The following is a 14,432-nucleotide window of genomic DNA, read 5'->3' as shown; positions in this document are numbered from 1 at the left end:
CTGCATGTCTGATGAAGATAACCAAGAACCTCTCATAGGCTTGGCTGCGCTGATGAGAATGGCCTATTCCGGCGTCGACCTCGCGCCGCTGGGGGCGCAACTGATCGCGCGCGCAGAGCGCAATCCAGCCGATGCCAATGCGTTGATGGATTTATCTACAGTATTGCAACTCAGAGGGAATCGCGAAACGGCACTGGACGTACAAGCCCAGGCACTGGCATTTCAGCAGCTTTACCGTCTGCCGACTGCCGGCAGTCAATCTGAAATCCGCCTTCTCGCCATCATGGGGCCCGGGGATTTGATGGCAAACTCGCCGCTGGAGTTTCTGCTGGAAGATGCCGATGTCGCGCTTGATCTGCTCTATGTTGCCCCGGGCCTCCCTTTACCGCCATCCTTGCCCGATCATGACGTGCTGTTCGTCGCCATCGCCCAGTCAGACAAGAATCTTCCACTGTTACAAGAGATAGCGAGCGCCATAAAATCCTGGCCACGCCCGGTGCTCAATAAGCCGGACAGAATTGCCTGGATGTCGCGCGATGGCGCTTGCGCGTTGCTGAAGTCCGTGCCGGGTGTTGTCATGCCGGTCACGGCACGGATATCCCGGCAGGTTCTGGAACAAATCGGCCACGAAGCGCTATCGATTACCACCGTTCTTGAAGATGGCGTTTTCCCTGTCATAGTCCGTCCGGTCGACTCCCATGCGGGCCAATGCCTGGAGAAAATAGAGCATCCGGCTGCCCTGGCGGACTACCTGAGGACGATGCCGAACGGCGAGTTCTATGTGGCACGCTTTGTCGATTATCGATCCCCGGACGGGCAGTTCCGGAAATACCGGATCGTGCTCATCGACGGCCGCCCGTTTGTCAGCCATATGGCCATATCCGACCACTGGATGATTCACTACCTGAATGCGGGGATGGCCGACAGCGCCGAAAAACGGGATGAGGAAGCACTTTTCATGGCCGATTTCGACACCGGCTTCGCACGCCGGCACGAACAGGCCTTCCGTGACATCAACAAGCGGGTTGGGCTCGACTACCTGGGCATTGATTGCGGCGAGACCGCTGATGGAAAATTGCTGATTTTCGAGATTGACAGCTGCATGATCGTCCACGCGATCGATCCGGTCGACGTGTTTCCCTACAAACAGCCTCAGATGCAGAAAGTATTCTCTGCATTTCGCGAGATGCTGTTCAATGCAAGTCGGAACAAGCGCCCTTCACGTTTGCTTCCTCTCCCGCAAGCGGGAGAGGATTGAGGTGAGGGCATTCCCTTGGGAGAGCGCCATGAGAGAGGAAAACGATCGGTCATGAAAGGCATGCATGTCCCTTCCCCGGGAGACATCCCGTCCACAGAGCAGCTACTGGTGGAGGGCGGCGATGCGCGCATTGCGCTTGAACCTGACGACGTTTTGAACAAATACGGTTGCCAGCCATTCCCGGATCCAGATCTGGCCGCTTTCGGATCATCGACAGCATCGGTCATTTCCGCTGAGAGCTTCGCCGCAGCCGACCAACTGCGCCATCGCATCTTCCTCACCGCCGGAGTCGAGCCCGAAGCAGTCACTTATACCCGGGAGCTCGATCTGATTCGCCGGGAATTGCTTCGCTTGTGCGGAGTATCCGACCTCGCCGGTATCGAGGTGGTCTTTGCCTCATCGGGCACCGATCTTCACTTGATCGCCGCCCAACTCGCGGGCGGCACCGAATCCATGCCCACCCTCGTCGTCATGGTGGATGCTGCGGAAACCGGCAGCCACGTACCGGCAGCCCTGGCCGGGCGCCACTTCAGCAGCCGGGCCTCACTGGGTGATTCGGTCATCGAAGGGACATCCATCTCAAACAGTGGCGCCATTGAAGTCGTGACCGTGCCCATTCGCCGCGAGGATGGAACCCCACGGGCGGCAGCTGACGTAGACGCCGACTTCGAATCCCTGGTGAGCGGCGCAGCCGCGACGGGACGGCGCGTTATTCTGGTCCTTGTCGATGTCTCCAAAACCGGACTGATCGCGCCCAGTTCGGCCTGCGTTTCGCGACTGCAGCGCCGGTTGCCGGAAATTCTGGATGTCCTCGTCGATGCCTGTCAGTTCCGGATCTCGCCGTCGACCCTGCTCGCCTATCTGGAGCATGATTTCATGGTAGCGCTGACCGGATCGAAATTCGTGACCGGCCCGACCTTTTCCGGCGCGCTACTCATCCCCCCGGCAGTCGCGCTGCGGCTGCGGAAGCGGCCTTTCCCTCCCGCACTGGGAGCCTATTCCACCCAGGGCGATTGGCCTCAAGGCTGGGACACCGCCGGTTGCCTCGACAATGTTGCCAATTTCGGGCTTCTGTTGCGCTGGGAAGCCGCATTGGAAGAGCTGCGCGCATTTCGCTCGGTGCCTGAGGCGGAAATCACCGCCTTTCTGAAGACATTTGCCAGCGCCATTCAGGAGCGCCTGACGCACGACCCGGTCTTCGAACCCTTGCCTGTGTCCGAACTTGACCGTCGCCCCTTGATCAAGACGGCAAGCTGGGACTCTATCCCGACGATCTTCCCATTCCTGCTCCTTCATCCCGATACCCATGCAGGGATGAAGCACCTGAACCACGAAGAAACCGCGCAGGTTTACCGATTGCTGCAAATCGACCTGACCCACCATCCTGCTTCAGAACACGCGGGAATAACCGGTGACAGTGCCAGACTGCGCTGTCAGTTGGGGCAACCGGTTGCGTGCGGCAACCGTGACGGTGTATTGGTAAGTGCGTTACGCCTATGCATCAGTTCACGTCTCATCGTCGAGGCGACATCGCAAGGAGGACGTAATACCGCTATCATCATTGCGAGGGCAAAGGCGGCACTGGACAAAACGGCATTGCTTGTAACAAAGAATGTTTTTAAAAATGAGACGATCGGGAGCCAAGTGAGCGAGGACACATCCGAGAGCCACTACCTCGGCCAGTTCATTCCCCTGCACTACCATCACCACATGCTGATGGACAAAAATCGCATGGGCAGCTTCAAGGCAGCCATAGCCCATACGGTTTTCGAAGGCGCCAAGGTGCTCGAACTGGGCGGAGGCACTGGTGTTTTGTCCTGTTTCGCTGCATCCAAAGCGCGCAAGGTATGGTGTGTGGAGTTCAACCCCGACCTGGTGGTGGAGTCGCGGCGTCTGCTGGCGCGCAACCCGGATGGACACAAAGTGGAAGTAGTCCACGCTGACGCTTTCCACTACCTGCCCCCAGAGCCTGTAGACGTGGTGATCTGCGAAATGATCCACTCAGCCATGTTGCGGGAAAAACAGGTCGCGGTCATCAACGCTTTCAAGGATCGCTACCGGCGTCGCTTCGGCGGCCCCCTGCCGGTTTTTGTACCGGAGGCCGTCATCATGGCTGTCCAGCCACTACAGCAGACTTATGACTTCTTCGGCTTTCACGCTCCCATCGTCCAGTTCCAGTCGCCGCATGCAATCCAGCCTGACACACTCGAGATGGCTGCACCGGTGGTTTACAGTACGCTGGACTTCACCCTGCCGACTTCTCCAGATATCCAATGGGTAGGCACTTTCTCCATGGAAAGGGACGGGACGGTCAACGCCCTGCGCTTCGTGACAAAAAACATTCTGGCAGTAGTGCCTGAGCAAGCCACCACGATAGATTGGCTAGGTGGCCATCTTGTGCTGCCCTTGGCCGAAGCGTTGGAAGTCAAAGCCGGCAACGTGATCCAGGTAAGCTTCCGCTATTTTGCTGGCGGGTCGTTGCGGTCGCTGGAAAAAAACATGCGTGCCACAGTGCTGGACTCTGAATGACAGAATGTCGGTTATATGGGTGGTGGCTTGTTGTCCACGCCACCATGCTCCAGTTGGTAAAGCCAGGCGAGTAGTTCCGCCACCGCGAAATAAAGCTCCGGTGGAATATGCTGATCCAGATCCACCTGCATCAACAACGAAACCAGTTCGGGCGATTCGTGCACATAGACGCCGGCATCCCGTGCACGCTCGATGATCGCTTCCGCCAGAAAACCGCGACCCTTCGCCACCACCTGTGGCGCTGCCTTGCCGGCGCTGTAAGCCAGCGCGACCGCAAGCTGCTGGCTATCAGGCTTTTTCATGCCGCTCCACCGACATGGCCAGCACATTCAGGCCGGAGGCCTCCATCGAGCTGCGCAGCTTGTCCTGCGCGCCTCTCATCGCCACCGCCGTATCCGCATCCGCAGCCTTGAGGTCGATGCGCAAGCCCTGCGGGGTAAATGCCAGTGTTGCCTGTACATCACCCAGCCTGGGTAGCTGCAGACGCAAGCTGGTCTGCCAGTGGGGCATTTCAACCTCTCCCACCCCGCCCTCGCGCGCGTTCCTCTCCTCCACCCGCCATTCCATCGACTGCCCCTGCCACACCTGCCCCTGCCACACCATCTGGCGGGAATCGAGCGTCTGCAACTGCTGCTGAACCAGCGCAACGGCCTCGGCATGAACCGGCATGCGGGAGGTGCTTTGCGCAAGAAGCCCGACCGATTGCATCGAGACCGGAGCGTTTTTTTGCGCGATTTCAGCTCCCGCCCCGGGATTCAAAGCCGAAAGCTTCCCCTGCGGCTCCTGCAGCAAATCCGTCAGCCTCCTCTCTCCGGCGACCCACTGCGCTTGGTGCGACTCGTAGAACAAGCCGCTCTGGGACAAAGTATTGCGCAGAGAGGTGGCAAACTCCTTGATATCGGAAGGTGCAGCGGAAAGCAGCGGAGCCGTCTTGTTGAGCGGAGCGGCTTGGGTTTCCGCATGGTCGGAAATTTTTTGCAGCAGTGCGCCTAGATAACGCACCGAATCGCTGAGATTGACTTGTGGTTTAGCTTCGGAAGCAAGGTTGTTGCCTGCCGCGGCAGGCAAATCGCGGGTAAGCGCGAACGTGAGGCGTGGCTGATTGGAAACGAAGGTCAATTCGACCTGAGCGCCAGGCTGGGTATTGCGGGGCAGATTCATGTCCAGCGCCATATCGCCTACTTGCACCTGGAATCGCCCGTTCGGCAAGCTAGCCAGCACCATGGCTGTCAGGCGCTGGCCAGGCACCCATTGGGCTTCCTCAAGCGGCGTCTGAGCGACCTCGATGAGAGGTGGTGCTGAAGTTTTAATCAGCAGTTGCAGCTGATTTAAAACATCATTATGAATCATGGGGGTTGATTACGGTGCAAGGCGACGATCAGTTCAGCCTCGCCGCGTGAAATGCCGCAACTGGCCGCCACCTCGTTTACGTTGAGGCCCTGCTGAGCCATTTGAATCGCGTGGGTATAAGGCGTTGCCACTACCTGCTGAGCCTTCAGTTGCTCAAGCTCCTTCTGCAGCCTGTCGACCTGCTCCTTAAGCTGCGTAAATTCCAACTCCAGGGATTGCACCTCACGACTTTTGGCGTGGGCTTCAGCCCCTCTTTGCCAAATCCGCCATCCGCGAGGCTTGGCAGAACGCATCAACAACAACATCTCGGCGATATAAACCGCTAGCACCAGCACCGCGCCTATGAGCAATTCACGCCAGGTAATGACAAAGGATTCCAAATGTTGCATCTCAGCTTAAAAATGATCATTACAATATCATTTTGCATCCGTTTTACCAACTGCTCAGGCATATTCATCGATCTGATGATCCGGATCAGGATGTTTGCCATCAGGGTTTTGAGGAGGCTGTTCCGAATGGGGCTTGCGCTTGTTTTTCTGCTTGAAATCGTCGGATGACGGATGCCTGTCCTCAGGATGAACCGGGACGGAGTCGTTGACGGTACCGATCGAGTCTGTCGTGACCCAAAATGGCAGGGGGAATATTAGATGTGGCTCTGCAAACAGAGATTGGTGGTGTTGCATCACCTCTCCAGGAATATTCAGGAATGGTTATGGTGTTTCGTAGGTATTGTTCAATTTCTGTTCAATTCTGACGCTGTCCAGCATCCCCCGCAACTCCATCATCTGAGATTCCGTCAGTAATTTTATTTCAGCATCTATATCAAGCATGGAGCGGATCAATTCTCCTTTCTTCACGCCCTCAGACAGTGTCCATAAACTTTCTATATCCTCTTGCTTCAGCCTTTCAACGATTACGGAACGCTCATGTTCGAGTTCGATCAGCCGGTCCCAATCGCTGTGCCTTGCAGAAGCTAACATCTTCTGCGTCAAGCACAACATTTCGTCATAGAGTTTGAGCAAGTCAGCACAGTTCATGGTTCATCGTTTAAGCCTTGCCATAGCTAATAGCAGCTCGATTAGGGATCTGTTCTGGAGTAACCGGAACAGCCTTAGCACCCGTTGGCTGCGACTTGCCTATCACGTCCCACGCTCCATTCAACTCAGCAAGCAAACGCCCCACCTCATCCAGTGGTTCAATAGTGTTCTTCATATTGGCTTCGAGCAAACGGTAGGACATGTACTCGTATAGTGCCTTCAAGTTCTGCGCCAACTCCCCGCCGGTTTTCTCATCAAGGCTAATTATTAGCCCTTCGTTGATGATCGAAATAGCCCTTGAAATCGCCTGTCCTTTGCTGGCAACATCGTTGCGCTGCATGGCCGCCTTAGCGCTGGCAACGGACAGAATAGCGCCATTGAACAGCATTGAAATCAGCTTGTGCGGGCTGGCACTATCAACACCGACATCAATTTCAACGCGAGAGTAGGTATTTAATGCGTCACGAGACATTACGTTCATTTTCATTTCCTCCTGCTCCAACAAATTCGCCATCTATGACAAATTTAGTCGAATGGCTAATACGTTAGCCAGTTACCTTAGGTAAATTAGCCAACTGTTGTGTCAGGTAGCTGCTGGTTTGAGACATCTGGCCTATAAGCACGTCCAGAGAAGTAAACTGAGTACGGTAGTTTTTTTCTATGGCCGTCAGGCGAAGGTTCATAGCGTCACGACGCTTAGCGATATCCTTGAGGCTGCGATTGAGCCCGTCGGTTTGGCTGGAAATCAGCCCTGGACTGGCCAAAAATTGGCTCACCAAATTATTCAGATTATTTGCATAGCCCTGGGAATAATTAATAACCCCTCTCGCACCGGTTCCCCCACCTGTAATTTGAATTTTAAGCCCATCGGTTGCGCTCCCCGCCGCCCCTGTAAGGTATTGACCAGAACCTCCTGCGGCTACCCCGTCGATCGTGCCCGCCGCGTCTAGTCCGGCACTAGTGGTCGGCGTGCCCATAAATGTTGCCACGGCAGTACCCGTTCCGCTGCCCATGCTGACACTGGAAGCAGAGCCATAGCGATTGGATGTGATGCTTAAAAATCCAGTGACAGCATCAACCGACGCAGCTACCGACGAACCTGCCGATGAAAATGCAGCGGTGCCATTAATAGCCGACTGGATTAATGTCGCCAGTTGGGTTCCAGTATAGCTTCCTGCGGTCAAGGCAACAGATGCGCTTATTCCATCTACAGCCACAGTCACTGTCGTCCCGGCCGCTATCATCGTATTGACGGCGGGGGGATTCAAATTAATGCTGCCGATCGTTTTGCTCTGAGTTGCCAACGTGCTCACGTTGACAGCGTAACTCCCCGCTTTGGCGTTTCCAGTCGCACTAACGTAGTTGACCAAGCTGTCTGTGGGCTTGCCAACAGCCGCTAACAAACTGGCGATATCATTAAAATTGTTGGTGATGGCACTTTGCAGCTTGGTCGCATCCAACCCCAAAGTCCCATCCTTCTGGAAAGCAACGCCGATTTGGGAGAGCGTAGTTAAGCTACCGCTCAAGCCTGCAAGCGGGGAGGAAAGTGTCCGCCGAATTTGCGCTTGAATATTCCGAACCGCTGAATCACCAAGCAATGGTCCGGCCTGCTTGGTGGTGGGATTGTAAGCTGTCAAATTAGCCAAGGTGCTGTTGATGTCATTATAGGCTTTGACGAAAGCCTGCACAGCAGTTTGCACCGAACCAGTGTCACGCACCACGTTCAGGTTGGTTGTACCTATCTTGGCTAAACTCAGGGTGACCCCCTGAATAGCACCGGTCACCAAATTGGAAGCACTGCTGACCGCTACACCATTAATGGTGACCGAGGCATCCTGGGCGGCGGCAGTTTGAGTCATACTCTGCACCAAAGCCGGGTCGTAGCTCAACAAGCCCGTCACGGTCGCGTCTCCACCAGCGCCAGCGGTGATTTTCATGGTCGAGTTTGCGCCGGTCTTATTGGAGGTCAACACCAAGCGGTTAGGGGCAGCGCTGCCATCGTTAATTATCGTCGCCGTGACTCCGATGTTGGCTGCATTGACCGCGTCCCTGATCCCTTGCAGGGAGTTATTGGTGCTATTGATAGTCACCGAGCCAGTGGCCTGCGCAGGATCCTGGGTGAACGCTCCAGCGGCGAAAGTACCGAACTGAAAAGTTAGAGTAGTAGCGGTGCCGGCACCTATCGTTGCCGTGGTGCTGACTTGCCCCGCAGCCCTCAACGTTTGGGCTTGAGCCAGCGCACCAACAGTGACCGAATAGGTGCCCGGTACGGCAGTGCTGGCGGCGGAAGCCGTCATAATCGTCGTATCGGCAGGCGTGGCTACAAAATTTTGAAATTTGGATAAATTTGTCAGCCCGCTCAATGCGGTCTGAAAAGAAGATAGCGCACCGCCCAAGCTCCCATAACCGGAAAGTTTCGCCTGGTAGCTCGCTTCTTTTTGGGCCAGCAAGGTTAGCGGCTGCTGTTCAACCGTCATCAACTTGGCAACAATGCCGTTAACATCGAGATTGGAACCAATACCGGGTGATGAAATAGCCATTATAGTCTCCTTACCTAAGGCCCCGCTTCGCCGTGACGTTCAAATTCCTGGCCACGCTCACGCCTTCTGGCGAATAATCAGGCCCTGCAAGGTATCCAGCGCTTTGGCGATAGCCACTACTTCTGCCGACGGCATTTGCCGAATGACTTCATTGGTCTTGGTATCCACCACCTTCACCAACCGGATGCCGGTCTCTTCATCCTGTGTAAAGCGCACGTCGTCGCTCAAGGTCTGTATCACCTTATTTACGCGTTCCATGGCTTGTTTCACCTGCTCTGGAGCTGGAGATGAAGCTGCCGCCTGAACCGCCTTGGCCGGCAACTCTACAGGTGCTGCCGGGGCCGGGGCCACATCCTGCACAACGGGGCGTTGCGACGTTGCCACATCAAGCGATACTGGCGGCACAACACTGCTTGCATTATTTTGAGAGATTATCATTTTCTACCTCCTTAAGGCAAAAAACCCGGCCGGAAATCCGGCCGGGTTTCTTACTATGTCACCATGTCACCACTTAGCGCAACAGGGCAAGCACGCCGTTCGGCAAGGCGTTAGCCTGGGCCAGCATCGCCGTACCAGCCTGCTGCATGATCTGGCCGCGGGTCAGCGCAGCCGTTTCTGCCGCAAAGTCAGTATCTTGAATCCGGCTACGGGAAGCGCTCAAATTCTCCGAGGTAGCTTGCAGGTTGGAGATCGTCGTACTAAAGCGGTTTTGCACCGCGCCAAGGGAAGCCCGTGAGCTGTTGATGTTGGCCAGCGCCGAGTCAATAACTTGTAGCGCACTGTTGGCACCAGTGGGGATGCCGTTGGTGAGTGAAGTTACGTCAATATTAGCAACTGGATTAAGGCTACTGGAGATAGCAGTAGTAACTTTCAACACACCAACGCCACTGGCGGTAGCGGAGAATGAAGTTGGTGATGCAAAGCTGACCGCCCCGCCAACCGTGATTGCATCCGCTGCGACGCCGTTTGCTGTCAGGGATTGCGCTGTACCCGTACCGCCAGAGGCAACTGGCAAACCGGTTACAGTGACGCCAGTTGCACCAGCACCAACAGCGCCAAGGTTGACTATGCCAATGTCGTAGCCCTGAGACTGTGTCAGTGCAATTTTGCCATTAGTCAGATCGGCCACGGCGGTGATGCCCGTTATCCCAGATTGGTCATTGATCGCTTTGCTCAAAGCAGTCAAATCAGTGCTACTGTTGACTTGGGCGGAAACGGTGATCGGGTTAGCTGCGCCCGCAGAGTTTGGTGCACCCTGCAAAATCATAGATACAGTGCCAGTATGGGTAAAGTTGGCCAACGTTGCCGTGGTTGTCGCTGTACCGGTAACCCCGGTAGAGCCTGAGGCGGCATTCACTGTATCGGCAATCGTTTTTGCACTTGCGCCAATAGCGATGGTCATGGCGCCGCTCGATGCACCATTACCCTGAATGGTCAATGTTTGCGCGGCTACGCTGTTAGCGATGATATCCGCTGCGGTACCTGCAGTACCCGTTCCGACTTTTGCATCAACCATCGTGCCATTATTCGCGGCCCCAATAGCGTTATTGCCAATGGAGGTGGCTTGGGCGTTGCCGATCGAAAAATTGATCGTCTGGTTGGCGTTGGCGCCGACCTGGAACTGGGCGTTGTTGAGCGAGCCATCCAGGAGGTTTTGACCGTTGAACTGAGTGGTGTTGGCTACGCGGTTCATTTCCTGTTGCAGTTGGGTAACTTCAGACTGGATCGACTGACGGTCCGATGCGGAGTTGGTGCCGTTGGCGGCTTGCACCGCCAGTTGCCGCATACGCTGCAGCAGATCGGTGGTCGTGGCCAAGCCGCCTTCAGCCGTTTGCGCCATCGAAATGCCGTCGTTGGCGTTACGCGCAGCTTGGTTAAGGCCGTTGATCTGGGCGGTAAACCGACTGGCAATCGCCATGCCTGCCGCGTCGTCCTTGGCGCTGTTGATGCGCAAGCCTGAGGACAAACGCTGCAATGCGGAGGACAAACCGGCTTGCGACGTATTCAAGTTGCGCTGCGCATTCAGCGAGGCAATATTCGTATTGATGACTTGGCTCATTTTAATTCTCCTTGGTAGGGTAGTTTAACTGCTGGCGTTGTCGCCTCCGACTTTGGTTGCCCTAAATAATCAGAGCCACTTAATCCGCCGTCAGTACCTTTATCGGGAGGCCATGGAGAAACTTTAATGTTTTTTTATCGCTTGAGATCGCGGTAGAAATTTTCGTGCGTGCCTAATAGCAACAGCACCCTGGTTGAAGGGGCATATTCATAGGCCACCAGAAATAATTGGCGATGACACTTGAACTTGTAGACATAAATACCTGCAAGATCGCCCTTCTTGGCTTCGCCCAACTCCGGGTTTGACACAATGGCGCCCACCGCTTCATCAACCACGTCTTTCTGGTTGTCGTGGAGCCTTTTATACGCCTTGATAAAGGCATTGGTCTGGATTACTTCGACACTAGCCACGATACTGCCCCGGCACGAAGCGGGTCAGCGCTTGAGCGGGTTCCTGCCGTGCGCGCAGCAGGTCGACAATAAATTCGACAGGCAGATCGGGGTTATCGAGCGCCGTTCTGCCTACCTGAGCCCAAAACTCGATCTGCCCAGCGATCGTCCTGTGCTCCGCCTTGGCGGCTACTTTGGCATTCTCATAGAGTTCGTCATCAATGCGTACAGGCAAGCCCATCATTCATCTCCAAGATTTACTACATTTGTAGTATAACAGAACGTGGTGAGGATTTATTTCAGGTTGTCCGTAACAGGCGATATTTTTGAGCACTGTGCTCAAGCAGTCGTCATTCCCGCGCAAGCGGAAATCCAGCTTCAGAAACACATTTATTTATAACGATCATTTTTAGGGAGGCGCTGAACAAATCAAATTCCGTCATTCCGGCGAAAGCCGGAATCTAAAATAATCAACGAACTAGACCCCGGCTTTCGCCGGGGTGACGAATAAATCAGCGGTTCCTTAGACCGTATGGATTCAGGTTATTGCCGGAATGACGGGCCAATAGGTTTCCGGGTTTATTCCAGGATGGGCGGATTGCCCGGGAACAACTCTTCGACAAAACCGAAGTTCTTCATATCCTTGATACGCATCGGGTACAGCATGCCCTGCAAATGGTCGCATTCATGCTGCACCACCCGCGCATGGAAACCGCTCACGGTGCGGTCTATCGGGTTACCGAACTGATTGAAGCCCTGGTAGCGCAAACTTTTGTAGCGTGGCACCAGGCCTCGCAGGCCGGGAATGCTCAGGCAACCCTCCCAGCCTTCATCAGTTTCGTCGCTGAGCGGCGTTAGCACCGGATTGATCAGCACTGTGTCCGGAACCAGTTCGGCATCCGGGTAGCGCGGATTGGCAGCCACACCAAAAATCACCACCTGCAGGCCGATTCCGACCTGTGGCGCGGCCAGCCCTGCGCCGCTGAGGGAGGCCATGGTGTCGCGCATATCTCGGATCAATTCGTGCAATTCCGGCGTGTCGGTAAGGGCAACCGGCGCCGCTACTTCCAGCAAGCGCGGGTCGCCCATGCGCAGTACTGCTCTAATCGCCATCAAGACCCACTACATGCTCCAGGATGATACGTACACGCTGCATGGCCTGCTTCAGCACGACGTCGATTTCCTCGAAACTGATGGCGTGTTTGCTGGAATTTCGGCCTGCGGCATGATTGGCGACCACGGCAATGGCGGCATAACAAAGCCCCAACTCGCGGGCGAGCACCGCCTCCGGCATACCGGTCATGCCCACCATAGTAGCGCCGTCGCGGTCGAGGCGGTTGATCTCCGCTGCTGTTTCCAGGCGCGGACCCTGAACTGCGGCATAGACTCCACCATCGATGATTTTCTCACCGGCCTCCGATGCAGCCTGCATGCACTGCTGGCGCATTTTTTCGCAATACGGCTCTGTAAAATCGACGTGCGTAACCGACTTGCCATTCCCATCAAAATAAGTAGCCTTGCGCCCGTGGGTATAGTCGATAATCTGGTCAGGTATGACAATGGCACCTGGCTCGTAATCCGGATTGATTCCTCCGACAGTGGCGATCGATACGACATTCTTCACCCCCTGAGCTTGCATCGCCCACATGTTGGCCTGGTAGTTGACCTCGTGCGGCGGGATGGAGTGGCCATAGCCGTGCCGTGCCATGAACACGACCTCATGCTCCTTGATCTTGCCGAAAGTCAGCGCGCCGGATGGCTCGCCGTAGGGAGTACGAATCACTTGCCGGTGCGTAATCTCGAGATTTGCCAGTTGGGTTAATCCGGTACCGCCGATAATTCCTAACATTATTTACTCTTCCTTTAATGCATAAATCGCGGGGAGATTACGCCATGCCCCGCGCACATCCATGCCGAAGCCGAACACGTAACGATTGGGCAATCTGATTCCGGCAAAATCAGCCTGAATCGGCTTGGCCCGCCCCAGATCCTTGTCTGCGAAAACGGCACTGTAAAACGCTGCCGCACCCATACCGAGAACCTTGTCGCGGATTGCCGCCAAGGTATGCCCCTCATCGAGGATATCGTCCAGCACCAGCACCACACGGCTAGTGACATTTTCCTTGGGCATCACCTTCCATTCCAGAGTGTTACCCTGGGTAGCATTGCCGTAGCGGCTCGCATGGATGTAATCGAAATCCAGGGGGAAATCGAGCAGGGGAAGGATCTGTCCGGAAAACACCACCGCCCCGCCCATCACGCTCAGCACCAGCGGGTGCGCATCGCCCAGGGACGCTTTGATTTCAACGGCCAAATGTTTAACTGCCGCTGCAACCTCCTCTGCAGAGCAGATCAGATCGGCCCTGGAGAATATCTCCCTGGCTTCTTTGGCTGAAATCAAGATAACTCCAGAGTGGATAAATAGTTGCGGAATTCGCCATTCACTTCCGGATGCTTCAGGGCAAACTGGATGGTTGCCTTGAGATAGCCGATCTTGCTGCCGCAATCGTAGCGGATGCCCTTATAAGCATAGGCCAACACCTGCTCCTGCTTGAGCAGCGATGCGATGCCATCAGTCAGCTGGATTTCGCCACCCGCACCGGCCTGCACGCTCTCCAGATGACTGAAAATGCGCGGTGTCAGGATATAGCGCCCGACCACGCCCAGCGTGGAGGGCGCTTCCTCGGGCCGGGGTTTTTCAACGATGCTGTTCATCTTGTAAATACCGTTTTCCAGTTCTTTGGCATCGACAATGCCATATGCTGAAGTTTCCTCGCGCGGCACGTCCTGTACCCCGATCACCGAACTGTGATAATGCGCGTACAGGTCAACCATCTGCTTCAGCACCGGCGGTTCTCCATCGAGCAGATCATCGGCAAGGAGCACCGCAAACGGATCATTCCCTATCACCTGCTTGGCGCACAGCACAGCATGTCCGAGCCCCAGCGCCTCGGCTTGGCGGATGTAGACGCAGGTTACGTTGGGAGGGATGATGCTGCGCAGCAACTCAAGCATCTTGGTTTTGCCGCGCGCCTCCAGCTCGGCTTCCATTTCATAGGCCTTGTCGAAATGGTCCTCGATCGCGCGCTTGCTGCGCCCGGTGACGAAAATCAGCTCGGTGATGCCGGCCGCCACCGCCTCCTCGACCGCATACTGGATTAGGGGCTTGTCCACGATAGGCAGCATTTCCTTCGGACTGGCCTTGGTTGCCGGCAGGAAACGCGTACCCATACCCGCCACCGGAAAAACTGCTTTGGTTATTTTTTCCAT

At 55.5% G+C, this 14,432-nt stretch carries 17 protein-coding genes; 2 read left to right on the top strand and 15 right to left on the bottom strand.

Annotated features, from left to right (window positions below; genetic code table 11):
• Positions 1-4: 4 nt before the first annotated feature.
• Together SCT_RS05605 and SCT_RS17635 are read left to right on the top strand one after the other, a co-directional pair.
• Positions 5-1,258 (top strand): RimK family alpha-L-glutamate ligase, encoded by a 1,254-nt coding sequence (locus tag SCT_RS05605; RefSeq protein WP_059420198.1) that lies wholly within the window; start codon positions 5-7, stop codon positions 1,256-1,258.
• A gap of 60 nt (positions 1,259-1,318) precedes the next feature.
• Positions 1,319-3,787 carry a methyltransferase domain-containing protein gene (locus SCT_RS17635; protein ID WP_237759614.1) on the top strand — a complete coding sequence of 823 codons (2,469 nt, stop codon included), beginning with the start codon at positions 1,319-1,321 and terminating at the stop codon, positions 3,785-3,787.
• Positions 3,788-3,798: 11 nt separating this feature from the next.
• Here the strand turns inward: SCT_RS17635 and SCT_RS05595 are convergent, their stop codons facing one another.
• From SCT_RS05595 to galU, 15 genes are all read right to left on the bottom strand, one after another.
• A complete protein-coding gene (locus tag SCT_RS05595) occupies positions 3,799-4,089 on the bottom strand; it encodes an EscU/YscU/HrcU family type III secretion system export apparatus switch protein (protein WP_059420195.1) in 291 nt (96 codons plus the stop codon).
• The gene (locus SCT_RS05590; RefSeq protein WP_059420193.1) at positions 4,076-5,137 is read right to left on the bottom strand and encodes a flagellar hook-length control protein FliK; all 1,062 of its coding nucleotides are present in this window, start codon (positions 5,135-5,137) and stop codon (positions 4,076-4,078) included. Before SCT_RS05590 ends, SCT_RS05595 begins: the two co-directional genes overlap by 14 nt.
• A complete protein-coding gene (locus SCT_RS05585) occupies positions 5,134-5,526 on the bottom strand; it encodes a DUF2802 domain-containing protein (protein ID WP_082098206.1) in 393 nt (130 codons plus the stop codon). The genes SCT_RS05590 and SCT_RS05585 overlap by 4 nt, the downstream gene beginning before the upstream one ends.
• A gap of 54 nt (positions 5,527-5,580) precedes the next feature.
• Positions 5,581-5,820: a hypothetical protein gene (locus tag SCT_RS16695; protein WP_082098205.1), complete on the bottom strand. Its 240-nt coding sequence runs from the start codon at positions 5,818-5,820 to the stop codon at positions 5,581-5,583.
• A 27-nt stretch (positions 5,821-5,847) separates the two neighbouring features.
• Complete coding sequence (locus SCT_RS05580) at positions 5,848-6,174, bottom strand: flagellar protein FliT (protein WP_059420190.1); 327 nt, start codon at positions 6,172-6,174, stop codon at positions 5,848-5,850.
• A 10-nt stretch (positions 6,175-6,184) separates the two neighbouring features.
• Entirely contained in the window at positions 6,185-6,661 is a 477-nt protein-coding gene (gene fliS / locus SCT_RS05575; protein ID WP_237759613.1) for a flagellar export chaperone FliS, read from the bottom strand.
• A 58-nt stretch (positions 6,662-6,719) separates the two neighbouring features.
• On the bottom strand, positions 6,720-8,714 hold the full coding sequence (gene fliD / locus SCT_RS05570) for a flagellar filament capping protein FliD (protein WP_059420188.1): 1,995 nt from the start codon (positions 8,712-8,714) through the stop codon (positions 6,720-6,722).
• Between the two features lie 57 nt (positions 8,715-8,771).
• Positions 8,772-9,152: a flagellar protein FlaG gene (locus tag SCT_RS16690; RefSeq protein WP_082098204.1), complete on the bottom strand. Its 381-nt coding sequence runs from the start codon at positions 9,150-9,152 to the stop codon at positions 8,772-8,774.
• Positions 9,153-9,225: 73 nt separating this feature from the next.
• Positions 9,226-10,773 carry a flagellin gene (locus SCT_RS05560; protein WP_059420183.1) on the bottom strand — a complete coding sequence of 516 codons (1,548 nt, stop codon included), beginning with the start codon at positions 10,771-10,773 and terminating at the stop codon, positions 9,226-9,228.
• 134 nt (positions 10,774-10,907) lie between these two features.
• Positions 10,908-11,183 (bottom strand): type II toxin-antitoxin system RelE/ParE family toxin, encoded by a 276-nt coding sequence (locus SCT_RS05555; protein WP_202812126.1) that lies wholly within the window; start codon positions 11,181-11,183, stop codon positions 10,908-10,910.
• Positions 11,176-11,406: a ParD-like family protein gene (locus tag SCT_RS05550; RefSeq protein ID WP_237759612.1), complete on the bottom strand. Its 231-nt coding sequence runs from the start codon at positions 11,404-11,406 to the stop codon at positions 11,176-11,178. Before SCT_RS05550 ends, SCT_RS05555 begins: the two co-directional genes overlap by 8 nt.
• A 335-nt stretch (positions 11,407-11,741) precedes the next feature.
• Positions 11,742-12,275 carry a peptide deformylase gene (def, locus tag SCT_RS05545; protein ID WP_059420175.1) on the bottom strand — a complete coding sequence of 178 codons (534 nt, stop codon included), beginning with the start codon at positions 12,273-12,275 and terminating at the stop codon, positions 11,742-11,744.
• Complete coding sequence (locus SCT_RS05540; protein WP_059420173.1) at positions 12,265-13,011, bottom strand: S-methyl-5'-thioinosine phosphorylase; 747 nt, start codon at positions 13,009-13,011, stop codon at positions 12,265-12,267. Before SCT_RS05540 ends, def begins: the two co-directional genes overlap by 11 nt.
• A gap of 3 nt (positions 13,012-13,014) precedes the next feature.
• Positions 13,015-13,563: a hypoxanthine-guanine phosphoribosyltransferase gene (locus tag SCT_RS05535; RefSeq protein ID WP_059420170.1), complete on the bottom strand. Its 549-nt coding sequence runs from the start codon at positions 13,561-13,563 to the stop codon at positions 13,015-13,017.
• A complete protein-coding gene (galU, locus tag SCT_RS05530; RefSeq protein ID WP_059420167.1) occupies positions 13,560-14,432 on the bottom strand; it encodes a UTP--glucose-1-phosphate uridylyltransferase GalU in 873 nt (290 codons plus the stop codon). The genes SCT_RS05535 and galU overlap by 4 nt, the downstream gene beginning before the upstream one ends.

Source organism: Sulfuricella sp. T08 (assembly GCF_000971475.1).
Lineage (GTDB): Bacteria > Pseudomonadota > Gammaproteobacteria > Burkholderiales > Sulfuricellaceae > Sulfuricella.
Note: the sequence above shows the minus strand (reverse complement) of the source record. Positions and strands in the feature narration are given on the sequence as shown.

Coding starts and splice junctions, on each gene's coding strand:
- SCT_RS16695 (WP_082098205.1), bottom strand. CDS start 5,820: ATGCAACACCACCAATCTCTGTTTGCAGAGCCACATCTAATATTCCCC.
- SCT_RS17635 (WP_237759614.1), top strand. CDS start 1,319: ATGCATGTCCCTTCCCCGGGAGACATCCCGTCCACAGAGCAGCTACTG.
- galU (WP_059420167.1), bottom strand. CDS start 14,432: ATGGAAAAAATAACCAAAGCAGTTTTTCCGGTGGCGGGTATGGGTACG.
- SCT_RS05560 (WP_059420183.1), bottom strand. CDS start 10,773: ATGAGCCAAGTCATCAATACGAATATTGCCTCGCTGAATGCGCAGCGC.
- SCT_RS05605 (WP_059420198.1), top strand. CDS start 5: ATGTCTGATGAAGATAACCAAGAACCTCTCATAGGCTTGGCTGCGCTG.
- SCT_RS05590 (WP_059420193.1), bottom strand. CDS start 5,137: ATGATTCATAATGATGTTTTAAATCAGCTGCAACTGCTGATTAAAACT.
- SCT_RS05580 (WP_059420190.1), bottom strand. CDS start 6,174: ATGAACTGTGCTGACTTGCTCAAACTCTATGACGAAATGTTGTGCTTG.
- SCT_RS16690 (WP_082098204.1), bottom strand. CDS start 9,152: ATGATAATCTCTCAAAATAATGCAAGCAGTGTTGTGCCGCCAGTATCG.
- SCT_RS05595 (WP_059420195.1), bottom strand. CDS start 4,089: ATGAAAAAGCCTGATAGCCAGCAGCTTGCGGTCGCGCTGGCTTACAGC.
- SCT_RS05585 (WP_082098206.1), bottom strand. CDS start 5,526: ATGCAACATTTGGAATCCTTTGTCATTACCTGGCGTGAATTGCTCATA.
- fliD (WP_059420188.1), bottom strand. CDS start 8,714: ATGGCTATTTCATCACCCGGTATTGGTTCCAATCTCGATGTTAACGGC.
- SCT_RS05550 (WP_237759612.1), bottom strand. CDS start 11,406: ATGATGGGCTTGCCTGTACGCATTGATGACGAACTCTATGAGAATGCC.
- fliS (WP_237759613.1), bottom strand. CDS start 6,661: ATGAAAATGAACGTAATGTCTCGTGACGCATTAAATACCTACTCTCGC.
- def (WP_059420175.1), bottom strand. CDS start 12,275: ATGGCGATTAGAGCAGTACTGCGCATGGGCGACCCGCGCTTGCTGGAA.
- SCT_RS05540 (WP_059420173.1), bottom strand. CDS start 13,011: ATGTTAGGAATTATCGGCGGTACCGGATTAACCCAACTGGCAAATCTC.